The organism is Hungatella hathewayi WAL-18680, from assembly GCF_000235505.1.
In the GTDB taxonomy this organism is placed as follows: Bacteria; Bacillota; Clostridia; order Lachnospirales; family Lachnospiraceae; genus Hungatella_A; species Hungatella_A hathewayi_A.
Window position 1 is genome coordinate 183,797 of the sequence record NZ_JH379027.1, and the last position, 24,729, is coordinate 208,525.

Here is a 24,729-nt window from a genome sequence, read left to right on the forward strand (position 1 = left end):
AATCCCTCCTATTCTCTAGTCTTCGATAGTGCCTTCAGTTGGTTTGTAATAGACATCCAGTACCTTGGTATCAATACGGTCTAACTCTTCTCTCGGAAGCAGTCCAAGGAGCTCCCAGCCGATAGTCAGAGTGTCAATAATGGTACGGTTCTCCGTAGGAGACTGGCCCACAAAGCGGCGCTCAAATTCCTTACCAAATTCCAGATACTTTTTGTCAAGCGGTGACAGCTCATCCTCACCGATAACGGAAGCCAGGGCCCGTGCATCGCCCACTTTGGCGTAGCAGGAGAACAGCTGGTTCGCCACATCCTGGTGGTCGGCTCTTGTGAAGCCCTCACCGATACCGTCTTTCATCAGACGGGACAGGGATGGAAGTACATTGATAGGTGGATAGATGGACTGTCCGTGTAAGTTACGGTCCAGTACAATCTGTCCTTCGGTAATGTACCCTGTAAGGTCAGGAATCGGATGGGTAATGTCATCGTTAGGCATGGTCAGAATCGGTATCTGGGTCACAGAACCGCTCTTGCCTGCCACGATGCCGGCACGCTCATAAATGGTTGCCAGCTCACTGTACAGATAGCCAGGGAAGCCCTTTCTGGAAGGAATCTCGCCCTTGGAGGAAGAAACCTCACGCATGGCCTCCGCAAAGGACGTCATATCGGTCAGGATAACCAGGATATGCATTCCCTTCTCAAATGCCAGGTACTCTGCCAGTGTCAGCGCTACCTTCGGTGTAATCAGACGCTCCACCACCGGGTCGTTGGCCAGGTTGATAAACATAGCCACGTGGGAGGAAACGCCGCTCTCCTCAAAGGTTCTGCGGAAGAAATCAGCCACATCGTATTTGACGCCCATCGCGGCAAACACAATCGCGAATTCCTCGTCAGAATCCTCACCCAGAGAAGCCTGCTGTACAATCTGTGCTGCCAGATTGTCATGTGGAAGACCGTTGCCGGAGAAAATCGGCAGCTTCTGTCCACGAATCAATGTGGTCAGTCCGTCAATGGCGGAAATACCGGTACGGATATAGTTACGCGGATACTCACGGGTCACCGGGTTTAACGGTTTGCCGTTTACATCCAGCTTCACATCGGAGCGGATATCTCCCAGGCCGTCGATGGGAACGCCGATACCGTTAAAGGTACGGCCCAGCATATCCTCCGACACGGCCAGCTCCATGGGATGTCCGGTCAGGCGGGTATGGGTGTTGCGAAGCGCCATCCCTTCTGTTCCCTCAAATACCTGGATAATTGCCTTATCCTCATAAACCTCTACAATACGGCCCAGCTTTTTCTCTGTGCCATTCACAGTCATTTCCACGATTTCATCGAAGCTCGCACCCTGGACGCCTTCCAGAACAACTAAAGGTCCGTTAATCGCACTTAAACCTAAATATTCTACTGCCATGGTGTCCCTCCTTACGCGTTACGTTCAATGACTGCATCATAGAACGTATCAATATCTTTCTTATATTGGTCAAACATATCCAGTCTGTCGTTTGGAATGTCGTATTTCATGGCGATAACCTTGTCAAAAATCTTGTCTTCCTTCAGAACTGACATCGGCATTCCCATAGAAATCAGCGAGCGTGATTTCTTGTACAGGTACAGGATGACATCCATCATCTTGAACTGTTTTTCCATCGGCACGCAGGTATCATCCTTGTGGAATGCGTTCTGCTGTAAGAATCCGACACGGATGACCTTGGCAATCTCCAGAATCAGCTTCTGGTCGTCCGGAAGCACGTCGCCGCCAATCAGCTTGACAATCTCCATCAGGCTGCTCTCCTGGTTTAACAGGTAGACCATACGGTTGCGGTAGTCCACAAACTTTTTGTTGACATGCTCGGTGTACCATGGCGCCAAATCGATTAAGTACTCGGAATAGCTGGTCATCCACTGGATTGCCGGGAAATGTCTCGCATAGGCCAGAGACTTATCCAGTCCCCAGAAGCAGCGGACGAAACGCTTGGTATTCTGTGTCACAGGCTCGGAGAAATCGCCGCCCTGTGGGGATACCGCACCGATGATGGATACGGAGCCCTCGGTTCCATTTAAGTTCTGCATCATGCCGGCTCTCTCATAGAAAGCAGACAGTCTGGATGCCAGATAAGCCGGGAAACCTTCCTCGGCAGGCATTTCCTCCAGACGGCCGGATATCTCACGCAGCGCCTCAGCCCAACGGGAGGTGGAATCCGCCATGATGGCAACGTCATAACCCATATCTCTGTAATACTCCGCCAGTGTCAGTCCGGAATAAAGACTGGCCTCACGGGCCGCCACAGGCATGTTGGAGGTGTTGGCAATCAGTGTGGTTCTGTCCATCAGAGGGTTGCCGGACTTCGGGTCAACCAGATGGCTGAACTCTTCCAGAACCTGGGTCATCTCGTTGCCACGCTCGCCACAGCCGATGTAGATGATGATATCGGCGTCAGACCATTTGGCGATCTGATGCTGTGTCATGGTCTTGCCGGTACCGAATCCGCCGGGAACCGCAGCTGTGCCGCCCTTTGCCAGCGGGAACAGGGTATCCAGAATTCTCTGTCCGGTGATAAGCGGAACGGAGGTCGGATAACGCTTTGCGGTAGGTCTTGGCACACGGATGGGCCATTTCTGTGTCATGGTTACTTTTAATTCTTTGCCATTTAATTGCTGTAAGGTGATAAGAGTGTCACTAATGGTATAGTCCCCATCAGGCACCGTATCCAGCACAAAGCCCTCCACATCCGGCGGCAGCATAACCTTGTGGGTAATAGCCGGCGTCTCCGGAATCTCGGCGATGATGGCGCCTGGGAACAGCTTGTCACCTTTTTTAACGGTAATATGTGTAGGCCATAATTTCGTCGTATCCAGTGATTCCACACTGACACCACGGTTGATGTAAGCGCCGCCATCTTTGGCAATCTCGCTTAAGGGGCGCTCGATACCATCGAAGATATTGTTGAGGATACCCGGCGCCAGGGTTACGGACACGGGGGAGCCGGTACCGGTGACGATTTCACCCGGTTTTAATCCGGTTGTCTCCTCATAAACTTCAATAATTGTATCATCAGAGGCCAGGCCGATGACTTCACCAACCAGATTCTCTTTTCCTACATAAACCATCTCGTGCATCTCAAAGCCGACATCGCCTTTGATGTGCACGATAGGGCCATTGATACCATAGATAGAACCTGTTTTAGCCATGAATCCTACCTCCTGCTTCTGTGTTTAACTCAAATCTGAAATCTGCTCTTGCTTCCGCCAGCTTCGTCTCGAAGGAATTGTCGATCAGGATATTCTTGGACGGAATGACAGCTCTGCTTCCTCCTGAGAAGGAATACTCGCTGATGCGAATGTCCGCATTGTGCTGAAGTGCCAGTCTGCGGGCTTTGTCCTCGTCAGCCGGGTCCAGATAGATGATAAGCGGTTCATTGCCGGCCACTTCTTTTGCCCGGGAAATCTGGCTTTCCAGGAGCTTCTGATAATCAGCAGTCTCCATGAAGTTTTCCAGCATATCCTTTAACTCCACAAAAAGCATATCCTTCAACTCATCCTGCTTGTGTCCCAGGGTTCGCTTTAAATTTATCTGTTCAATGGAGAGATTCTTGTTGATTTCCCTCTGCATTTTGGCTGTCTCGGCGTCGAGCTGCATGTTGGCACGGCGAGTGGCGTCGGCCTGATGTTCCTCAAATGTCCGCTCCAGGGCATTTGTGTACTCGTCTAACATCTTTGCACTGCGGGTTCTGGCATCTTCGATACAAAAGCTGGAAAAATGCTCTAATTTTTCTTCTGTTGTCAAGACGACCACCTTCTTTCATTTTAATTTCGCTATTCGTTATAATTTTAATCCAATTGCCTCATTCACGTAGGAAGTGATAAAGTTTGGCTTGCGGCCGGTGCCATGGCGGTCGGGAATCTCGACGAACAGAGGCATTTTGCTCAGCTTGACCTGATTAACCAGGTCCGGATAATCCCTGCCGAATTTCTCTGTGAGCAGAACAATCCCAACTTCCTTGTCGGCCATCACTTTATCAAGTTCTTCCTTGAGCTGCTCCTTTTCATGGACCACAGCTCCCTCGACACCTGCCAGGCGGAGACCTGTGTAGGTGTCAATGTTGTCGCTGATTAAGTACATTTTCATAGTTTATAACTTACCTAAAATCATGAAAGAGATGATTAATCCATACAGACACACACCTTCGGCAAGACCTACGAAGATTAATGATTTACCAAGGATGGAACCGTCTTCGCTGATTGCGCCAAGAGCGGCGCTTGCAGCTGCGGATACGGCGATACCGCCACCGATACAGGCAAGACCGGTAGAAAGTGCGGCAGCCAGATAACCCATACCGGCAACTCCGGAAGCAGCGGCTGTTGTCTCAGCAGCGAACGCGTTGCCGGAGAACATAAATACGGAGGAAACAATTAAGGTACCAAAGAATAAGAATGCGTTAACGCCCAATGCTGTTTTGTAACGTCCTTTTGTCTTCTCGCCCATTGCAAATGCGCCGAATGGTACGGCAATGCTTAAGATTAATGCTGCTGCTAATGTGATTTTAACTAATAAACTCATGATAAAATTCTCCTTTTCTCATAAATAGTGATGTATTGATTCTCAGGCTTTCTTGCCATATGGTTTGAATGCTCTTCCGGTTCCGCGATAGAAACGGCTGAATAACTCATAATATTCCAGACGAAGTACCTGGATACCTACAATCAGTCCCTCCATGCCGCAGACGAACACGTTACCCAGGATAACTACCAGCCAGTTGGGTGAGCCGCCGGCTTCCGCGCCTGCAAGCATCAGCACAACCTCCATCATAGCCGCATGGCTGACTGCGAAAGCGCCCACACGGACGAAGGACAGAGTGTTGGAAAAATAGCTTAACAGTACTTCAAACATCTCGAAAAAGCCCTGTACGAAGAACATGCCTTTTTCTTTCGGCATAATCTCGGCTTTCTTCTCTATCATTGCGGTCAGCGGTTCCTTCAGGAACACAATTAAGAGCGGCACTGCAAACATGACAACCAGCACAATTGTTGCCGGAAGCGGGTTCTCTGTCATATAGAGAACAACGGTCACAACAATGCTTCCGTAGAATACAAGGCCGGCCACGCCGTTGGTATCAAAGTATGCCTTCTCCGCATCATGAGAACGAACGCTGTTGATGATGTTTAACACCATGGTCATGATAATGATGCCCATACCGAGGGCAATCGCCACGATGAACACCGTATTTAAGTTGCCGATAAATGGCAGCTGGGTCATCGCTTCCTTTGGACGGAGCCATGCGGCTTCGATAATATTTTCAAATCCGAAGACACTGCCAAACAGGAAACCAAATATGGTGGAGAAGAAACCGCAGCAGGAAATAATAGCCGCCAGGCTCATCTTCTTTGTCTTAAACAGCAGGAAACCGCCGATTAACAGGCAGAGTCCCTGTCCCACATCGCCAAACATGAATCCGAAGAGAATCGAGTAGGTGATTCCAATCAGAATGGTTGGGTCAATCTCATTGTAGGACGGAAGTCCGTACATGTCGATAAACATTTCAAAAGGCTTGAACAGTTTCGGGTTCTTTAATTTTGTTGGAGGACGGCTGATGATGTTGCTGTGGTCGTCTTCCACCACGCAGTAAGCCTTGTCATCGCCGGATATCTCCTGCTGGAACGCTCTAGCGTCTTTCTCGGTCATCCATCCGCACAGAATGTAGAAAGTATTGACATCCTGCTTGGTACAGGCGGCCAGCTTTCTCACATCAAAGTTGTTGGAGAAGGTGGTCAGCCGCTGGTTTGCCGCAATCAAATCATCTTTTCTGGTGGACAGAATACTGTTAATCTGATTGTCAATCTGGCTGATAGAAGCATTTACCTCGGCAATCTTATCCTCCAGGGATTTCATGGCCTCTGTGGGCGTTCCCTCATATTCATCCGGAAGGAAGAAACGCTCAAAGTGCATGGAGGAATAAATGGCGTCTACCTTGTCGGAAATGGTATCCGGAACGAAATAAACAACCCAGATGTAATCCTCATCCTCTTTACAGTTGTAGAGAACCGTATCGATGGTGTCATACACATAGTTGAAGAATTTGTCATAATAATCTCTTGCGATGCGGCCAAACCGGAACTTGATGTATTTGAACTGTAAGATAGCGCTTAAGTCATAGTCAAGTCCGGTGAAGTGATTTACCTTGTCAAGGGAGGTCTGAAGTGTCTCCATCTCGGCGGTAAGCTCCTCTTTCCTGGCAGACAACTCTTTGATCTGTGAGTCCAGTTCCTGTACGATAGCTACCGCTTCTTCTACGGAGAGCTGTCTGGAGGTGGTGAGCGGTGCATTCTGGCCCAGGCTTGACAGTATCTCGCCGGAACGCTGGTATACATCCTTATAGGGATTGGATTCCATATAAGGTCTTAAATCTTTTACGGTTTTGAGTTCTGATAAAGCATTTTCCAGCTGGATGTCGTACTTGGATAAGTACTGGTCGATGACTCTGTCGATATCATCCTTGGGGCCGGTAACGCTTAAGAACTTCATTTTTTCAATCACTGGTAATAACCCCCTTGCTAATTTTTGATTACATAGGAGCAGATGATATCTGCCCGAATGCCATATCGAATGCTCTCTATGACAGTGATGATTTTATGAACTTCCAGCTCCTTGAAATACAGATAGGAGTTCAGGGCAGCCATGGAATAAGGGTCCCTCTGGCTGGTAATGCGGTGAATCCGGTTTAACACCTTCTCATATAATCCTTCCAAATCCGGTCTCTCACTCAAGTCAGTAAGCTCCAGAGAACCATAAAAAGTACTCTGAAGAGCAGTGTAAAACTCATCCAGGTTTCCGGCTTCCGCCATCTTGATGATTTCTTCTTTTTTCAGATGGTACTGAACGGGTATGAGCAAAGAATAGATTTCCGTTGAAGAAAGATTGTAATACTTTTTAGAACGGTATATCCATTGGATGTTTAACATATCCAGTTTGGAACCAAAGCATTGGGAAAGCACCTTTTTCTCGTTATTGGAAAGCTGCCGGCCCTTGATTTTCCACACGGCTTTGAAATACATCAAATCCAGCTGCATCTCATAGTCAAACAGGGTTGGCTCCTCCACATTGGACAGATTATCCAAAATAGCGGCGTAAGGCGAACCCTCCAGCTGTGAAATCAGTTCCGTCAAGTTTTCACAGGAGGCGAGTTTGGCAAAATCCAGCTTCGAGTGTTTGTCCAGAAATTCCTGAAAGACGGAAAGGTCCAAGTCGAATTTCTGGTTGTCCAGAGCATTTCTCAGGCATTTTTTCAAGAGAGCGATCTCATAATGCATGAAGTATAGGTCGAGAAATTTCCGCTGGGACAGATTGGAAAACCGGTAAAGCTTGGCAAAGTCGTCATAGAGAGAGAGCATGAGCCGCTGCTCAATCACGCCTCTGTGCAGTTTATCTTCCTCTAAGCTGTTAAAAATAGAGGCGTAGGATGGGATTCGCATCAGAAACTCAACGGCATCCGGCACGCTCTCCAAGGAAGCCATCTCCCGAAACCCATCGTCGGTGATAAAACGGCTTTCCATGGCTTTAACCTTCGTGGTGATACCGCTGTAAGCTAATAAGCCACCCATATAATCACCTCTCTATCATGGCCTTGAAAAGTTGTCTGGCATAGGCTTCATGATTGTCACGATAGTTTTCCTCCATCATGGCCAGTACTTTGTCGGCATCAGATTTCTGCTTAGACAACTTGGTTTGCATGTCGACTTCCATCTTTGCCCTTAAATCGCTTAGTTTGGCGGCTGTGTCTGCTTCAAGCTGTTTGTCAAATGCAGACGTTTTGTCTTCCATCTCTTTTGCAATCTCTTTCTTACGGACGCCAGCGGCATCCATAATCGCGGTTGCGTCGTGTTCAATGTCAGACAGCTTGTCGATCATATTATTCACGTTATATCCTCCTTGTCCTTATTTTCATTGGAACAGACTTATCATAACGGCAGCGTTATCATATCATAAGAAATACATTATAATAAGAAGAATGTGCCTAAGATAAGTAGTACCATAACATAATACTACAATTTAAAAAAATTTCCAGTGGAAAATATAAAAAATGTAAAAAATATAAAATTTCTATGGAATATCTATGTTTTAAGGCTAAAAAAGAGCACTATACACAGGGTATAATGCTCTTGGAAGCTAAAACGTATTCTGAAATTCCTAATCGTGAACCAGATACTGGGTGGCCACATAGGACTGTTGTCCTTCGTATGTGATAATCGACCACTCATCGTCGTGCTGTCCCACATAGTCCACAATGGTGTCAGGCTGAAGCTGACCGCGGATGGTGGCGGTGGTGGACGGCTCGGCGCGGACATTCAACACGGTGGATGTCTTGTAGACAGGCGCCGGTGTTGTCTCGGCCATGGTCTCCGGCGGCGTTGACTCCGGGGAAGTTTCTTCGGTAGTAACTGGTGTTGTCACATCGGCGTCCTTCTTTTTGCCTGGTCTTAAGAAGTTGACTAAAACGATGATGAAGATAATACACAGAACTCCTATGAGAATCCGCAGCATGTCTGCCTGGGAAAGTGAAAATCCCTTTTTATTTCGTCTGGAACCTCTCCGGCCCCGGCTGGCGCTGGCTCCGGAGGATGTGGCAGGTTTATGAGTCTTAGGCCGTGAAGCCTTGTAATCGTTGGAAAATGTATAGACCTCCTGGGATAACAGGTGGAAGGCCTGGTCGGCGTCGTAGGCGCTGTCGTTACCCTCGTGGACAGCCTTGTTGCCTATCATGCGAATCTTATGGTAATGGTCACAGGTCGTCCTGCTAATCCACTTGCCCTGATAGAGGTCATCAATGGTCACACTTAAATCCGCGTCCACCATGCAGGCTTTATCAGCCAGACTGCGGACCATGATTTCAAGGGTTTGGCGGCACTTTATCATAGCCAAATTATATTGCTTCTGTCCAAGAAGCCTTTCCGCATCCTTCATCCCGAGCCGGATTTTGTCCCAGCTGCTGGCGGTTTCCGTAGTTCCCATAAGATTCCTCCTTTGCAGTAACCGTATATAACCAGTTACTGTTATTATAATATCAAATGTTTATTTCTGCACGCTTATTTTCACTTCTTAAGATATTTGTAAAAAGTCACGTATTTTTAAATTTCTTGAAAAGAAGGAAAGCAGATGTTAAAATGTGAAATGATATGAAAAATGATATAGAAGATGAAGATACAAAAAATAAGAAAGAGAAAGATATCTGGAGGAAATGTTATGAGATTACGCCATATTCCTGGCTCAGAGGAAATGATAGAAAACAGTCCTTATGTGGTACAGAATCCGGAGGAGCGCAAAGGGCACTGGAAGGAGCTGTTTGGCAATGAAAATCCCATCGAAATCGAAGTGGGGATGGGGAAAGGGAAATTCATCATGGAGCTGGCACAGAAGAATCCTGATGTGAATTATATCGGGATTGAGCGGTATCCCACGGTGATGTTGAAGGCGCTTCAGAAGAGAGAGCAGCTGGAATTATCCAATATTTATTTTATGTGTGTGGACGCAAAAGAACTGGGAGAGTATTTTGAGGAAGGAGAGGTGTCCAGAATTTTTCTGAATTTCTCTGACCCGTGGCCCAAGGACCGCCATGCCAAGAGAAGGCTGACGTCGCCTCAGTTTATGGCGGTGTATGACAGGATATTAAAGAAAGACGGTGTGGTGGAGTTCAAGACGGACAACCGGGGGCTGTTTGACTATTCCCTGGAATCCATTCCGGAGGCGGGCTGGATTGTGGACAGCCATACCTTTGATTTGCATCACAGCGATATGGCGGAGGGGAACGTGATGACGGAGTATGAGACAAAATTCGCATCCGAGGGAAAACCTATCTGCAAGCTGGTGGCATACAGGAAATAAGCGGGGAGTAGTGGATAGGAAGCAGGAAAATGCATACAATATAGTAAATCTGCAAAACAGGTGATAGTATGGGTATGCGGGAAAATCTGAATAAAAAACTGTGCCAGGCTACCTGCGATAAGATTGAACTGAATCGTCAAATGCTTCGGATTTGCAAATGTCTGAAGGAAGTGGAGAAGACGATTAACTGTGAAAAGAAGAAAAAAGAGAAGTAGGCAGGATAACCGGTTTTGGGGGTACAAGTAGATGGAGGCAGCAGGTGAAGAAACAATATAATATGCTGACAGATTCCCCGGGCAGGACGATGTTCTTTTTCGCACTGCCCATGATTTTGGGGAATCTGTTTCAACAGTTTTACAATATTATGGATTCCGTCATTGTGGGGCGGTTTGTGGGGGAAGAGGCGCTGGCTTCGGTGGGCGCTTCCTACTCGGTGACCAACGTGTTTATTGCCATCGCCATCGGCGGCGGTATCGGAAGCGCCGTGATTGTTTCCCAGTTTCTGGGAGCGGGGCAGATGGGGAAAATGAAGACGGCGATATCGACGACGCTGATTAATTTTCTGTGCCTCAGTGTGATTCTGGGGACGGTGGGATACCACATGAACGGGCAGATTCTGGAATGGATGAATACGCCGGACAATGTGATGTATGACGCGGCGGTGTATTTGAAGATTTATTTTGTGGGGCTGCCGTTTTTGTTTATGTATAATGTGCAGGCTGCGGTCTTTAACTCGCTGGGAGATTCGAAAACGCCGCTGTGGCTGCTGATATTCTCCTCGTTTTTGAATATTGTGCTGGATTTGGTGTTTGTGATTTCCTTTGGATGGGGAGTGGCGGGCGTGGCCGTGGCGACGCTGATTGCCCAGGGGGTGTCGGCGGTGATATCCTTTGTGATTCTTATGCTGAAGGTGAGAAAATATCATTCCGAAGGCCATTTTCAGCTTTATGACGGGGGAATGGTGCTTGGGATGCTGAAGGTGGCGGTGCCGTCTACTCTTCAGCAGTCGATTGTTCATATTGGAATGCTGCTGGTACAGTCGGTTATTAATGGATTTGGATCCTCGATTATGGCAGGGTATGCGGCGGCCACCAGAATTGAATCCATCAGTATTGTGCCTATGCTGGCCATCGGCAATGCCATGTCCACCTTCACGGCCCAGAATATGGGCGCCGGCCAGCCGGAGCGGGTGCGGACAGGCTACCGCTATGGAGCGATGATGGTGGGGGTCAGCGCGGTGATTCTGTGTGTGCTGCTTCAACTGTTTGGAGACACCTTCATCATGGCCTTCCTGGACCCGGAGAGCGGTGCGGAGGCATTTCGGACAGGTGTGAGTTATGTAAACTTCATCTCGTTTTTCTTTGTATTTATCGGTTTGAAAGCCACAACGGACGGATTGCTGCGCGGGGCGGGGGATGTGCTGGTATTCACCATCGCGAATCTCGTCAACCTGACAATACGTGTCTTCGTGGCCTTCCAGTTTGCCCCCATATGGGGCCCACAGGCCGTCTGGTTCGCCATTCCCATGGGCTGGGCCGCCAACTATCTCATCTCTCTGGCCCGCTATCTGACCGGCCGCTGGAGCAGAATTAAGATGGTGGGATAAAATCTTTGTAAAATTCTGAAATATTTTCTGAAGATTTTTTGCAAAAAAGGGTTGACTTTTGTCCACCCATGAGATATACTAATGCTCGTGTCACTTGTGAACAACATGTGAACGGCAGATGCGCCTTTAGCTCAGTTGGTAGAGCAGTAGACTCTTAATCTATTTGTCCAGGGTTCGAGTCCCTGAAGGCGCAGTTAGAAAGTACTGGTTTTGGTGACTGAGAGCACCGGGGTCGGTGCTTTTTTTGTGCGTGGATTTATAAAGTAACATGGGCAGATACGACGGTATTATACAAATATAAAGATTAATATCAGTTATAAACTTCGGCAAGTAAAAAAACAGACCCGAATTATTGGATATAATAGACAAAAAATATTTTTAAATTTCTGAATTAGAGTAATAGTGTTTAATGAAGAAAACTAGTAAATAGCAATAATTGTAGAATGGAAAGCAAGAATCGTAAAGCGTCGCATCATTAGTCATGATACACTGAGTCTACAAGGTAACGTTCTAGAGCTCGGAACAAGCAATTTAATTGGAGGGAAAAAGAATGAAAAAATTTATTGCGTGGCTGATGTGTGGATGTATGGCAGCGGCAACCCTGACAGGCTGTGGCGGCGGAGCGGGGAAGGATACGAGCGGGGAGCCGGCGGCCGGTGGACAGAGTGCTGAGACGACACAGAGCGCGGGGAGCGAAGCATCCGGTTCAAAGGTTATCAATGTCTGGTCTTTCACGGATGAAGTGCCAAACATGATAGAGAAATATAAAGAACTGCACCCGGATTTTGATTATGAGATTAAGTCAACCATCATTGCCACCACGGACGGCGCATACCAGCCGGCTCTCGACCAGGCACTGGCGGCCGGTGGAAAGGACGCACCGGACATTTACTGTGCGGAGGCGGCATTTGTCTTAAAATACAGCCAGGGAGATGCGAGCCATTACGCGGCTCCTTACGAGGACCTTGGAATTGACGTGGCGGCTATGACAAAAGAAGCGGATATCGCACAGTATGCGATCGATATCGGAACGAATCAGGATGGCAAGATAGCTGCTCTGGGATATCAGGCAACCGGTGGCGCGTTTATTTATCGCCGTTCTATCGCTAAGGACGTGTGGGGAACGGATGACCCGAAGGAAGTAGCAGCCAAGATTGGCGGCGGTTCCGGAAGCTGGGATAAGTTCTTTGGAGCGGCAGAGGAATTGAAGGCCAAAGGATACGGAATGATATCCGGCGACGGCGACCTCTGGCATGCAGTGGAGAACAGCTCCGATAAGGGCTGGATTGTGGACGGGAAATTACATATTGACCCGAAGCGTGAAGCATTCCTGGATTTATCCAAAGAACTGTTGGATAACGGCTATGAAAATGACACCAGAGACTGGCAGGATGCCTGGTTTGCAGATATGAAGGGAGAAGGTGCAAAACCAGTTCTCGGCTTCTTCGGACCGGCTTGGCTGATTAACTATACACTGGCTCCAAACTGTGGTGGAACAACAGCTGGAGAGGGAACCTTCGGTGACTGGGCGGTTTGTGATTCTCCAATCGGCTTCTTCTGGGGCGGAACCTGGCTGCTGGCCAACAAGGATTCCCAGGTGAAGGATGCGGTAGCGGATATTATTAAATGGGTAACTCTTGACAGCTCCGAGGACGGACTTCAGTATATGTGGGCCAACGGAACCATGAATGAGACCGGAACCAAGGACGCGGTTGCATCCGGTACTGTAATGTCCAAGTCGGACGGTTCCGTGGATTTCCTGGGCGGCCAGAATATGTTTGATGTATTTGTTCCGGCAAACCAGTACGCCAACGGTACAAACCTGACTCAGTTTGATGAGACAATCAATACCTACTGGCGTGACCAGGTACGTGAATATACCGCCGGAAATAAGAGCAGAGAGCAGGCGATTGCCGACTTCAAGCAGGCCGTTGCCGATAATCTTGATATTCAGGCAGAGTAGGAAACGGGTACATCAGGGCGGGAATTTCTTCCGCCCTGATGTGGTATCCGGGCTTGTAAAAAGGAGGAGAAAAAGCATATGAAGCGGAAACGGAAAGGATATGCGAAGTGGGGATATATTTTCTGCGCGCCGTTTATGGCAGCATTCCTGATTTTTTCATTGTATCCGGTTATTTTTACCGGGATTATCGGGTTTACGGATTTTAAGGGCATCGGTGTCACGAAGTTTCATTTCCTGGAAGACCCGTTTGCCAATTTTACCAGTGTGCTGACCAATGCAACGTTTCAGAAAGCATTTCAAAATACCGTGGTTATCTGGCTGACGAACTTTGTTCCCCAGATTCTTCTGGCGCTGCTCCTCACGGCCTGGTTTACGGACAGACGGAGTAAGATTCGGGGAGAAGGGCTGTTCAAGGTGCTGTTTTACATGCCGAACATCATCACGGCGGCAACCATCGCCATATTGTTTAACGCCCTGCTGGGATATCCTATGGGACCGGTCAATGATGTGTTGATGCGTCTTGGTATCACGTCACAGCCCATTAACTTTCAGGTCAATAAGATGGTGGCGAGAGGGACGGTGTCCTTCATCCAGTTCTGGATGTGGTATGGGTACACGATGATTATTCTGATTTCCGGTGTGATGGGAATTAGCCCGGAGATTTTTGAATCGGCGGAAGTGGATGGAGCCAACCGGGTTCAGACCTTTTTGTATATCACATTGCCGAACTTGAAGACGATTCTTTTGTTTACATTGGTTACCAGTCTGATTGGCGGTTTGCAGATGTTTGATATTCCTAAGCTGTTCTTAATGGGCGGGCCGGATAACTCGACGCTTACCACCAGTGTGTTTATCTATAACCAGGCGTTCAGCGGAAGCTACTTATATAACCGGGCGGCCGCAGCCAGCATGATTATGTTTGTGATTATCTGTATTATGGCGGCATTTCTGTTCTTTCTGCTTCGGGATAAGGATGAGGCGGCTGAGAACCGTATGTTGAGAAAAAGCGAAAAAGAGCGCCGTCTGGCTCTGAAAGAAGGGAGGAAACAGGCATGAGAAAGAAAAGACCAATCAGTGTGTTGACTGTCATTATCTATGCGGTGTGTATTTTTCTTGCAGTCCTTAGCGTGCTTCCATTCTGGATTATGTTTATGAATGCTACCAGGTCCACCACGGAGATTCAGCAGCATGCGATTGCATTTCTCCCGTCGACCCATGTGATGAAAAACCTGGGGATTCTGCTGGGGAAGAGCTTTAACCCGGCGGTGGGATTTATGAATTCCCTGTTGATTTCCGTGGGGGCTACGGCCTGTGCGGTATATTTCTCCACCATGACGGCCTATGGGCTGATTGTGTACAGCTGGAGGTTCCGGAAACCGTTTTTCAGTTTTATCATGGCAATCATGATGATACCGGCTCAGGTGACGATGATTGGATTTTATCAGATGGTCTACCGGATTCACATGACCAATCACCTGGCCATGCTGATCCTGCCGGCCATTGCATCTCCGTCCATGGTGTTTTTTATGAGGCAGTATATGCTGCCGGCGCTTTCCATGGAGATTATCCAGGCGGCCCGCATTGACGGGGCTGGGGAGTTCTATATCTTTAACAAGATTGCGCTTCCAATCATGAAGCCGGCCATTGCAACCCAGGCCATCTTCAGTTTTGTCACCAGCTGGAACAACCTGTTTACGCCGTTGGTACTGCTGACGGATAAGAGCAAGTATACCATGCCGATTATGGTAAGCCTCCTGCGGGGCGATATCTACAAAACAGAGTATGGCTCCGTGTATCTGGGGCTGGCGCTTACCGTGCTGCCACTGATTGTGGTGTATCTGCTGTTGTCCAAATATATCATCGCAGGTGTCGCCCTGGGCGGCGTGAAGGGATAGGCGACTGTCACAGCTGGACCAGAATCGGGGGCGCTTCGTCGATAAACTGGACGCGGTACTCGCTGGGGCTGTGCTTGGTGTATTTCTTAAAGCATCTGCCGAAGGAGGTAGAGCTGTTAAATCCGGTCTGGAAGGCGATATCCGTGATGGAGGCCGAGGTGGTTAAGAGTGTCTGTGCGGCCTGAATTCTCTTGCGGCTTAAGTAGTCATAGAAGGTGGAGCCGGTGTGTTCCTTGAACAGACGGGAAAAATGATATTTGGAAAAACCCATGTAATCGGCCATTTTTTCCAGAGTCAAATCCTCGCTGATATGGGTGTCAATGTAGGACAGCAGACTGGTAAATTTCTGGTAGTACTCGTAGTACTTTTCCGCGGATGCATCGGAGCCGGAAGACACGGTCTGGTAGTAATCCCGACCGAGTGTGGTCAGGATATTGATTAACAGGGAGTAGACCGAGTATTCCCAGAAAATATTGTTGGAGAAATAAATATCATTAATCTGCATTAAGCAGGAATAAAGATGCTCATAAATGCCGGGATGGGACTGCCGGCTGACAATGCGGGGTTCCATAAGTACCGGTTCTAAGGAGCTGGAGTCCTGGAAACCGGACAGAGGCTCCGTATTGAACATGTAAATAAAGCGGGAACCGCCTTCCGGTTCCAGTATTTCATGAATGGAAAGCCTGGGGATAATCAGAATATCACCAGGTACAATGGTAAATGTTTTATCGCTGATAATGATGGTGTATGAGGACTCCATAGGGACTATGATTTCCAGCGCACTGTGCTGGTGTGGAGCGTAGCCATCGGCCTGGGTGTTGTACCAGACACGGAGATTGGAATTGAGGGAATAGCTGACATTTTCCAGAGTTCCTACCAGACTGCGTTCATGAAAGGTACCGTCGGGCTGTTCATAGAAGTTGGCTTTTTTCATCGTAAGACCTCCTTTTGTCTGATTATATCACGGTTAAGGTGGAAGGAAAAGAAAAACAATGGAGTGTGGAGGAAGATAGGAGATATGAATAGAGAGGAAGCAAGGCGGAAAGCGGTCCGTCTGGTAGAGCAGATGACATTGGAGGAACGGGCATCCCAGATGCGCTACGATGCTCCGGCCGTACCGCGGCTTGGAATTCCTGCCTATAACTGGTGGGGCGAGGGACTGCATGGAGTGGCAAGAGCGGGAACGGCTACAATGTTTCCTCAGGCCATAGCCATGGCGGCTATGTTTGATGTGGAACTGACAGAAGAAATTGCAAATGTGGTCTCCACGGAGGGGCGGGCGAAATACAATCAGTTTTGTGAGGAGGGGGACAGGGATATTTACAAGGGACTTACCTTTTGGTCTCCCAACGTTAACATCTTCAGAGACCCCAGGTGGGGCCGGGGCCATGAGACCTATGGGGAAGATCCCTATCTGACATCCAGGCTTGGAACGGCCTTTGTGAGAGGTTTACAGGGGGATGGGGAGCATTTGAAAATTGCCGCCTGTGCCAAGCATTTTGCCGTGCATTCAGGGCCGGAAGCGCTGCGTCATGAATTCTGGGCGGACACGTCGAAGAAGGATTTGTGGGAGACATATCTGCCTGCATTTGAGGCGTGTGTGAAGGAGGCCCATGTGGAATCGGTGATGGGGGCTTACAACAGTTATCACGGGGAGCCCTGCTGTGCCAATACGCTTCTGATGGAGGAAATTCTGAGAGGACAGTGGGGATTTGAGGGCCATTTTGTGTCGGACTGCTGGGCAATCAGAGATTTCCATATGAATTATATGGTTACGGATACGGCCATGGAATCTGCCGCGCTGGCGGTGAAAAAGGGCTGTGATTTGAACTGCGGCAATACATATCTTCAGGTTCTAAAAGCCTGTGAAGAGGGGCTGCTTGATGATGCCTGTGTTACCGAGGCGGTGGTGAGGCTGTTTACCACCAGATATCTGCTGGGTATGGGGGAGGAGACGGAGTATGACGACATCCCCTACGAGGTGGTGGAATGTAAGGAGCATCGGGAGCTGGCAGTGGAGGCGGCCAGACGGAGTATGGTGCTTCTCAAGAATGACGGATTGCTGCCGTTACATGCGGAGAAATTGAATACCATTGCTGTGATTGGGCCAAATGCAGACAACCGCACCGCGCTGATTGGAAATTATCATGGGACATCGTCCTGTTACACCACCATCCTGGAGGGAATTCAGGACGCGGTTGGAGAGGACGTGCGGGTGCTGTATGCGGAGGGCTGCCATCTGTTTAAGGACAGAGTGGAGCATCTGGCTGTGGCCGGAGACAGACTTTCCGAGGCGAGAATTGTGGCAAAGCACAGCGATGTGGTCGTTCTGTGTGTGGGACTGGATGAGACGCTGGAGGGCGAGGAAGGCGACACCGGCAACAGCCATGCGTCCGGTGACAAAAAGGACCTTCTGCTTCCGGAATCCCAGCGCAGACTGATGGAGGAGATTTTAAATCTTGGAAAACCGGTGGTGGTCTGCAATATGAGCGGAAGCGCCATCGATTTAAGTCTGGCTCAGGAGAAGGCCGGTGCGGTGATTCAGGTATGGTATCCGGGGGCCGAAGGCGGCCGGGCGTTGGCGGATCTGCTCTTTGGCAAGGCATCTCCATCCGGCAAACTTCCGGTGACCTTTTATAAGGACTTGGAGAATCTGCCGCCGTTTGAGGACTATTCCATGGATGGAAGAACTTACCGCTATCTGACAGCGGAGCCGCTTTATCCCTTCGGATTTGGTCTGACTTATGGCACGGTGGAATTGTCAGAGGGGGAAATGACGGAGGAAGCGGCCTGGGTAACGGTGAAAAACAGCAGTGATATCTCATTGCAGGAAGTTCTCCAGGTTTATATCAATCCGGTGGATTCCCCGAACCGGGTTCGCAATTACAGTCTGTGCGGATTCATGAGAGTCTGCCTGGAGCCTGGAAGTGAGGCGAGAGTCCGGATTCCGCTGTCGGCCCATGCGTTTGAGTGTGTGGACGAGGAAGGTATTTACAGAAAGGACGCTACAGTGTATGAGTGCTTCATCGGAGTGAGCCAGCCGGATAAGCGGAGCCGGGAACTTGGAGCGCCGGAGCCGGTAAAACTGCTCTGGAAACCTGCGTAAACGTTAGGAGGAGAAAACGGGATGAATCAGGAATTTATTTGGGGTGCGGCGACCTCGTCGTATCAGATTGAGGGAGCGGCGGACGAGGACGGGAAAGGGCTTCATATCTGGGATGTGTATAGCAGACAGCCCGGAATGGTCTTTGACAATCACAACGGGGATGTGGCCTGTGACCATTATCACAGGTACCGGGAAGACGTGGCGCTGATGAAGGAAATCGGAATCCAGGGCTATCGTTTTTCCATCAGCTGGTCCCGGATTTTTCCGGAGGGAACCGGGAAAGTCAATGAAAAAGGGCTGGCGTTTTATGACAAACTGATTGACGAGTTGATAAGCAATGGGGTGAAACCCTATATCACGCTGTTTCACTGGGATTATCCCTATGAACTCTATCAACGGGGTGGATGGATGAATCCGGACAGTGTGGACTGGTTTGCCGAGTATGCGAAGACGGTTGTGGAGCATTTCTCGGACAGAGTGACCTGCTTTATCACGTTTAATGAACCACAGTGCTTTATCGGAATGGGGCATGTGACGGGACGCCATGCGCCGGGGCTTAAGAACCCGCTGCGGGATACCTTTTTGATGGCTCATCATGTGATGATGGCCCATGGAAAGGCGGTTCAGGCCATGCGGGCGGTGGCGAAACAGCCGATTCTCATCGGATACGCCCCCACGTCCACGGTGTGCGCGCCGGACAGCGACAGGGCGGAGGATATCGAAGCCGCCAGAAGTCTGTATTTCCAGTGCCCGGAGAAGCCGGAGGAATGGAGCTGGAATGTGAGCTGGTGGAGCGACCCGGTGATGTTTGGCAGATACCCGGAGGATGGTATCAGACAGTATGCCCCTTATCTGCCGGATATCCGGCCGGAGGACTTGGCGCTGATGAATCAGCCTATTGATTTCTATGGGCAGAACATCTATAACGGTTACCGGGTCCGCCAGGGTGGGGACGGGAAACCGGAGTGTGTGAAACGCAGCCCGGGATATGACAAGACGGCTATGGAGTGGCCAGTCACGCCGGAAAGCCTATACTGGGGGCCAAGGTTCTTATATGAGCGTTATCAGAAACCTATCTACATCACAGAAAACGGGATGGCCTGCCATGATATGATAAGCCGGGACGGGCATATTCACGATGCGTCGCGCATCGACTTTACGGAGGCCTATATCCGGGAGCTTTTGAGGGCGCGGGAAGATGGCGTGGATATCCGTGGATACTTCTACTGGTCCCTGATGGATAATTTTGAGTGGACGGAAGGATACCGGGAGCGGTTTGGTCTGATTTACGTGGATTATCAGACGCAGAAGCGGACTCTGAAGGATTCGGCGTACTGGTACCGTGAGTGGATTCAGAATCATCGGTGATGGAGAGAACAATCGAAACACAGAAAAACCGGGAGACGGCTGGCTGGCCGCTCCCGGTTTTGTCATATAGCCGGAAAGAACCAGTGATTATCACGATTGTCAATACTTGTCTCTTTTCATCTCCCTGGAAATGTGTTAAAATAGACAGGATTCGACAACTCGAGAGGAATTATTTATGAATATGATATATAAAAAGAAGATGTACATATGGCTGGCAGCCGCGCTGCTTGCTGCCGGCAGTCTTGGCGGCTGTGGCAAAAAAGCGGACTCGCCGGTCGATACCGGGACCACGGCGGTCGAGGAAACGTCCCCTGTGGAGCCGGAGACCCAGCTGGTTCAGGGAATTGGCCAGCTGACACCGGATGGTCCTGACTATGAGGTGGTAAAGGATATTATCATCCCGGAGACGGAGCCGGCTCCGGAATATCTGCGGGAAGGCGTGGAACATGCCAAAGTGGCGGAGCTTCAGGCCCGTCTGATGGAACTTGGATTTATGGATAATGATGAGCCCACCCAGTACTTCGGCCACATGACCCAGGCGGCCGTTCTCTCCTTCCAGAGACAGAATGAGTTAAACATGGACGGTATTGTGGGACCGGAAACCTGGGACGCCATAATGACGCCGGATGCCAAATACTATGCCGTGTCAAACGGCGTATCGGGAGAGGACATCAAGAGAATCCAGAATCGTCTGTACGAGCTGGGATATCTGGCGACACCGGATTTGGTGACAGGAAAGTTTGGCGATATGACAGAGGCGGCAGTTATCAAGCTGCAGGAGGTCAATGGAATCGCCGTGGACGGCAAGGTGGGACGGCAGACCATCAACCTGCTGTACAGTGATGAGATTAAACCTAACATGCTGGCTTACGGCGACAAGAGCGAGGTGGTGCTGGCAGCCCAGAAGAGACTGAAGGATTTGGGCTATCTGACCACAGACCCGGATGGAAGCTATGGCTTTGACACCACGGCGGCGGTGAAGCAGTTCCAGTCCCGTAATGACCTGGTGGTAGATGGCTATTTGGGGCCATCCACCCGTTTTACATTAAATGATTCCAGCGCCGTACCCAACGGCATGTCACTGGGCGACCAGGGCGACAGTGTACAGCGGGTGCAGCAGCTGTTAAGCAAGTATGGCTATCTCTCCTCGAGCAATGTGACGGGATATTACGGAGAAGTGACCGAAGGCGCGGTTAAGAACTTCCAGTCCACCAACGGACTCAGCAGCGACGGCTCCGTGGGCAGACTGACTATGGCCAAGCTGACCGGGGACAATGTGAAGAAGGCGACCTCCAAGAGCGGAACCTCTTCCAGTGGCGGCAACGGTAAGAAGTCTTCCTCCGGCAGCAGTGGTGGAAGCAGCGGCGGAGGTGGCGGCGGCGTAAGCTCCCTGATATCCGTGGCCAGTTCTAAGCTGGGCAGTCCATACGTATATGGAGCGAAGGGCCCCAATTCCTTTGACTGCTCCGGTTTCGTCTACTGGTGCTTAAACCAGGTGGGAGTAAAACAGAGTTATCTGACATCCTCCGGCTGGCGCAGTGTCGGAAAGTACACGAAGATATCCAATTTCGGTGATTTGAGGGCCGGCGACATTATTGTGGTAAACGGCCACGTGGGTATTGTCGCAAATGGAGGAACCGTCATTGATGCTTCTTCCAGTAACGGAAAAGTGGTACACAGAAGTTTAAGCTCCTGGTGGAGAAGTAACTTTATCTGTGGCTGGAGAATATTTGGGTAGAGAATATTAAAGTAATTTAGAAAATTAAAGATACCAGATATGGATGTGCATACAGCAAACCATATCTGGTATTTCTATTTTGTATCAGAATTTGTATCAAGACAATCAATCAGGCTTTCACTTTTATAGGGAATCCAACTTGTGCCTTGAATAAATCTCCGTCAATATACAGGGTAAAGGTTCCACCCTGAAGTTCCGTCAAGTTCTTTGCGATGGAGAGTCCAAGTCCGCTTCCCTCCGTGGTTCTCGCCACATCGCCCCGGACAAAACGCTCCGTCAACTCATCCGCCCGGATATTCAACGGATTCTCAGACACATTTTTAATGGTAAAATACACCATGTTATCCTCTTTGAAGATATCAATATAAACACGGCTGTTCATCATAGCGTACTTAAAGGCATTGTTGTAGAGATTTTCCAAAACCCGCCACAGCCGCCGCCCGTCCGCCTCGATAATGATGGCCTCATCGGGAAAATGACAGATCATTTCCAGATGACGGATTTCAAACTTCTCCTCGAACTCCCCGTTCGTCTGCCAAACCAGCTCCACGATATCAATATCCGAAATCTCCAGTTTTAAGTTGCCGGAGCTTGCTTTGGACGCTTCCACCAGGTCCTCCGTCAGCGTCTTCAGCCGCTGGGATTTCTGGTCCAGGACCTCCAGGTAACGCTGAATCTTCTCATCCTGCACCTTCTCCCTCTTTATCAAATCAATATAGTTGATAATGGAGGTGAGCGGCGTCTTAATATCATGAGATACATTGGTAATCAAATCGGCTTTTAACCGCTCGCTCTTGACCTGCTCCTGCAGGGCCGCGTCCAGTCCGCTTCCGATATTGTTGATGGCTTCCGCCAATTGCCGTTCCCTTCCGGTAAAGACGTCCACGTCCACCGTGTATCCGGTATCGCCGGAGGAGATGTTATACAGCGCTTTGGAGATTTTCTCGCTCTCAACCGCATTTTTCAGAAGCTCCAAAAATACCCAGATATTGAAGCAGATGATAGCCACAGCCGGTATCAGGTAAAACAGAGAAAAAGACAGCAGGTCCTGTTTGGTGAACAGGTAGGAAAATGCAGCTATCAGCACACCGTTGACCAGCAGATACCCTAGAAATGTCAGGGTGAGCCGGAACGGATAGGAGACACCGGTGAGATAGCGGATAATCCACTGGTACAAACTGTGCAGCAGGCTGTTTGTCCAAAGCACCTTGGCCTTATAGCACCGCACCAGGGAAAATGCTTCTGTCAGGCAGCACAGATAAATCAGGGTGTCCAAAAGCAGCCGCTCCGCAAAGTTCCAGTAGTGGTTGTCCACCACCAGATGCAGGAACCGGTAGCCGACCTTCTCGGAAAGCAGAGAGGCCAGATAGAGAGCCAGCAAAAAGAGAACCGCGTTGAGCTCTAGCGGCAGCTTATCGAAGCCGTGGAGCCGCACAGCATCCCGTTTCCGGGTCTCATATCCCGATATGGGGAGCAGGCAGGCCAGGGTAATCAGACAGCCCACCAGGCCGATACCGAGAAGCACCAGGCCGGTGATATAATCAATCCGGATGCTCAGGTATTCATGGTTCGCCTTAGAGTAATCGTCCTCGTAGGGATATGTGGTATCCAGCGCGATAACGATATAATAGTTGTTGTTGCTGTAAAGATTGTATTTCTCCAGCAGGGAAGTGATGTTGTCAGGGATATACTTCATGTTGGTATCCATGAGAATCGTCTCCCCGGAGATATACAGGTAACGGCCCAGCTGTTTTAATTCATCCGGCGAACGCCCGGCGGCGTTGGTATAGAGATTGTCCTGGAGACTGTCATCCATGTAGAACACCTGAAAATACAGGTTGGACGGTTTCGCTACATAGTTAAACTGAATCCGGTAATACTCGCCAAGAAGGGTCAGCACTTCCACGGAAAGCTCCTCCAGAGAGGCGTAGGCATCCCCGGGTTCGTTGTACTGCTCATCCGGGTTGTAGGCCTTCCAGTTGATCTGCGGGTAGGCGACCTCGTCCATGCTGGGAGATTTGGGACCTCCGGCCACCTCATAGGAATCGTCCAGATAGTATCCCATCCCCTTGGCGTACCGCATCAGGGCGTCTAAGGTGTAGACCACCGTCTTGCCGGAGTTGAAGGTTACACTGACCATCTCCTTGGAGTAGTCGACCTCCCCGTCGGTCTCAAACACGTCCTTGTAGTTGACGTACTGGAAGATTTTCTCAATATCGTCCTCTAACAATTCCTTGAAGGCAAAGGTATCGGCGTAAGATTCCTCGTGAATCCAGCTGAGTCCTCTGCCATAGTTGGAATTTAAGTATATGAAACTGAAGCCTGTCAGAAGCAGACCTAAAAAAACGATGTGAAGCAGAAGGATGAACTGCTTTTTTAACTGCATAGACCATTGTATTTTTTTCATGTGTTTCCTCTGGCAGCCCCTCTACTGTTTCTCAATCTTGTAGCCCACGCCCCACACCACCTTCAAGTAGCGCGGCTCTCTCGGGTTAATCTCAATCTTCTCGCGGATATGGCGGATATGTACGGCCACGGTGTTGTCGGCTCCGATGGCTTCCTCGTTCCATATCTGCTCGTAGATTTCGTCAATGGAGAATACCTTGCCTGCATTTTTCACAAGCAGCAGCAGGATATTGTACTCGATGGGAGTCAGTTTAATCAGCTCGTCATCCACGGTCACTTCCTTGTTGTCATCGTTAATCAGCAGACCGCCGCATTTGTATATCTGGTCACTGCTCTGCTGGTTGTTTAAGTTGCCAAGCTGGGTGTAGCGGCGCATGTGGGATTTCACACGGGCCACCAGTTCCAGCGGGTTAAACGGTTTGGTGATGTAATCGTCCGCACCGATATTCAGGCCGAGAATCTTGTCGGTGTCCTCGGATTTGGCGGACAGGATGATGATGGGGATACTGCTGGTTTCACGCACCTTCAGCGTGGTTCGAATTCCGTCCAGTCCCGGCATCATGACGTCCACAATCATTAAGTCAACCGCGTGGGTCTCCAGTAACTCCAGAGCTTCGTAGCCGTCATAAGCCTTAATCACCTGGAACCCTTCGCCAGTTAAATAAATATCAATGGCTTCTACAATCTGTTTGTCGTCATCGCATACGAGTATGGTCTGCATGTTATTTTGCCTCCTTGGTATAGTGTGTTAGTTAGCAGGTTATGATGCCGGAT

21 protein-coding genes and 1 tRNA gene are annotated in these 24,729 nt (G+C 49.5%); 10 read left to right on the plus strand and 12 right to left on the minus strand.

The window, feature by feature from the left end:
- Positions 1 to 15: 15 nt before the first annotated feature.
- The 9 genes from HMPREF9473_RS00920 to HMPREF9473_RS00960 form a co-directional block, all read right to left on the minus strand.
- A complete protein-coding gene (locus HMPREF9473_RS00920; RefSeq protein ID WP_006778162.1) occupies positions 16 to 1,410 on the minus strand; it encodes a V-type ATP synthase subunit B in 1,395 nt (464 codons plus the stop codon).
- Positions 1,411 to 1,421: 11 nt separating this feature from the next.
- Positions 1,422 to 3,188, minus strand: a complete 1,767-nt coding sequence (locus tag HMPREF9473_RS00925) for a V-type ATP synthase subunit A (RefSeq protein ID WP_006778163.1) — start codon at positions 3,186 to 3,188, stop codon at positions 1,422 to 1,424.
- A complete protein-coding gene (locus HMPREF9473_RS00930) occupies positions 3,181 to 3,783 on the minus strand; it encodes a V-type ATP synthase subunit E (RefSeq protein ID WP_006778164.1) in 603 nt (200 codons plus the stop codon). Before HMPREF9473_RS00930 ends, HMPREF9473_RS00925 begins: the two co-directional genes overlap by 8 nt.
- A 36-nt stretch (positions 3,784 to 3,819) precedes the next feature.
- A complete protein-coding gene (locus tag HMPREF9473_RS00935) occupies positions 3,820 to 4,125 on the minus strand; it encodes a V-type ATP synthase subunit F (RefSeq protein WP_006778165.1) in 306 nt (101 codons plus the stop codon).
- A 3-nt stretch (positions 4,126 to 4,128) separates the two neighbouring features.
- The gene (locus HMPREF9473_RS00940; protein WP_006778166.1) at positions 4,129 to 4,557 is read right to left on the minus strand and encodes an ATP synthase subunit C; all 429 of its coding nucleotides are present in this window, start codon (positions 4,555 to 4,557) and stop codon (positions 4,129 to 4,131) included.
- A gap of 42 nt (positions 4,558 to 4,599) precedes the next feature.
- Positions 4,600 to 6,531, minus strand: a complete 1,932-nt coding sequence (locus tag HMPREF9473_RS00945) for a V-type ATP synthase subunit I (protein WP_006778167.1) — start codon at positions 6,529 to 6,531, stop codon at positions 4,600 to 4,602.
- Positions 6,532 to 6,548: 17 nt separating this feature from the next.
- Positions 6,549 to 7,595 (minus strand): V0D/AC39 family V-type ATPase subunit, encoded by a 1,047-nt coding sequence (locus HMPREF9473_RS00950; protein ID WP_006778168.1) that lies wholly within the window; start codon positions 7,593 to 7,595, stop codon positions 6,549 to 6,551.
- Between the two features lie 4 nt (positions 7,596 to 7,599).
- Positions 7,600 to 7,902, minus strand: a complete 303-nt coding sequence (locus tag HMPREF9473_RS00955) for an ATPase (protein ID WP_242830818.1) — start codon at positions 7,900 to 7,902, stop codon at positions 7,600 to 7,602.
- A 279-nt stretch (positions 7,903 to 8,181) separates the two neighbouring features.
- A complete protein-coding gene (locus HMPREF9473_RS00960) occupies positions 8,182 to 9,003 on the minus strand; it encodes an SH3 domain-containing protein (RefSeq protein WP_006778170.1) in 822 nt (273 codons plus the stop codon).
- 231 nt (positions 9,004 to 9,234) lie between these two features.
- On the opposite strand from HMPREF9473_RS00960, the gene trmB reads away from it, so the two are divergent.
- From trmB to HMPREF9473_RS00990, 7 genes are all read left to right on the plus strand, one after another.
- Positions 9,235 to 9,873 (plus strand): tRNA (guanosine(46)-N7)-methyltransferase TrmB, encoded by a 639-nt coding sequence (gene trmB, locus HMPREF9473_RS00965; protein WP_006778171.1) that lies wholly within the window; start codon positions 9,235 to 9,237, stop codon positions 9,871 to 9,873.
- A 68-nt stretch (positions 9,874 to 9,941) separates the two neighbouring features.
- A complete protein-coding gene (locus tag HMPREF9473_RS27535) occupies positions 9,942 to 10,088 on the plus strand; it encodes a hypothetical protein (RefSeq protein ID WP_006778172.1) in 147 nt (48 codons plus the stop codon).
- A gap of 62 nt (positions 10,089 to 10,150) precedes the next feature.
- Entirely contained in the window at positions 10,151 to 11,479 is a 1,329-nt protein-coding gene (locus HMPREF9473_RS00970; protein ID WP_050810046.1) for an MATE family efflux transporter, read from the plus strand.
- Positions 11,480 to 11,599: 120 nt separating this feature from the next.
- Positions 11,600 to 11,672 (plus strand) — tRNA-Lys (locus HMPREF9473_RS00975).
- Positions 11,673 to 12,029: 357 nt separating this feature from the next.
- Positions 12,030 to 13,442: an ABC transporter substrate-binding protein gene (locus HMPREF9473_RS00980; RefSeq protein WP_006778174.1), complete on the plus strand. Its 1,413-nt coding sequence runs from the start codon at positions 12,030 to 12,032 to the stop codon at positions 13,440 to 13,442.
- Positions 13,443 to 13,520: 78 nt separating this feature from the next.
- Positions 13,521 to 14,498, plus strand: a complete 978-nt coding sequence (locus HMPREF9473_RS00985) for a carbohydrate ABC transporter permease (protein WP_006778175.1) — start codon at positions 13,521 to 13,523, stop codon at positions 14,496 to 14,498.
- On the plus strand, positions 14,495 to 15,337 hold the full coding sequence (locus HMPREF9473_RS00990; RefSeq protein WP_006778176.1) for a carbohydrate ABC transporter permease: 843 nt from the start codon (positions 14,495 to 14,497) through the stop codon (positions 15,335 to 15,337). The genes HMPREF9473_RS00985 and HMPREF9473_RS00990 overlap by 4 nt, the downstream gene beginning before the upstream one ends.
- A 7-nt stretch (positions 15,338 to 15,344) precedes the next feature.
- Here the strand turns inward: HMPREF9473_RS00990 and HMPREF9473_RS00995 are convergent, their stop codons facing one another.
- On the minus strand, positions 15,345 to 16,271 hold the full coding sequence (locus HMPREF9473_RS00995) for an AraC family transcriptional regulator (RefSeq protein ID WP_006778177.1): 927 nt from the start codon (positions 16,269 to 16,271) through the stop codon (positions 15,345 to 15,347).
- A gap of 84 nt (positions 16,272 to 16,355) precedes the next feature.
- Between HMPREF9473_RS00995 and HMPREF9473_RS01000 the strand changes: the two genes are divergently transcribed.
- The 3 genes from HMPREF9473_RS01000 (at position 16,356) to HMPREF9473_RS01010 (ending at position 21,549) form a co-directional block, all read left to right on the plus strand.
- Positions 16,356 to 18,443 (plus strand): glycoside hydrolase family 3 C-terminal domain-containing protein, encoded by a 2,088-nt coding sequence (locus HMPREF9473_RS01000; RefSeq protein WP_006778178.1) that lies wholly within the window; start codon positions 16,356 to 16,358, stop codon positions 18,441 to 18,443.
- Positions 18,444 to 18,464: 21 nt separating this feature from the next.
- The gene (locus HMPREF9473_RS01005; RefSeq protein ID WP_006778179.1) at positions 18,465 to 19,811 is read left to right on the plus strand and encodes a GH1 family beta-glucosidase; all 1,347 of its coding nucleotides are present in this window, start codon (positions 18,465 to 18,467) and stop codon (positions 19,809 to 19,811) included.
- Positions 19,812 to 19,986: 175 nt separating this feature from the next.
- Positions 19,987 to 21,549 (plus strand): peptidoglycan-binding protein, encoded by a 1,563-nt coding sequence (locus HMPREF9473_RS01010; protein WP_006778180.1) that lies wholly within the window; start codon positions 19,987 to 19,989, stop codon positions 21,547 to 21,549.
- Between the two features lie 109 nt (positions 21,550 to 21,658).
- Here HMPREF9473_RS01010 and HMPREF9473_RS01015 read toward each other — a convergent pair whose 3' ends face one another.
- Positions 21,659 to 23,956, minus strand: coding sequence for a sensor histidine kinase (locus HMPREF9473_RS01015; RefSeq protein ID WP_006778181.1), 2,298 nt, complete (start codon positions 23,954 to 23,956; stop codon positions 21,659 to 21,661).
- 21 nt (positions 23,957 to 23,977) lie between these two features.
- The gene (locus HMPREF9473_RS01020) at positions 23,978 to 24,676 is read right to left on the minus strand and encodes a response regulator transcription factor (protein ID WP_006778182.1); all 699 of its coding nucleotides are present in this window, start codon (positions 24,674 to 24,676) and stop codon (positions 23,978 to 23,980) included.
- Positions 24,677 to 24,729 lie beyond the last annotated feature (53 nt).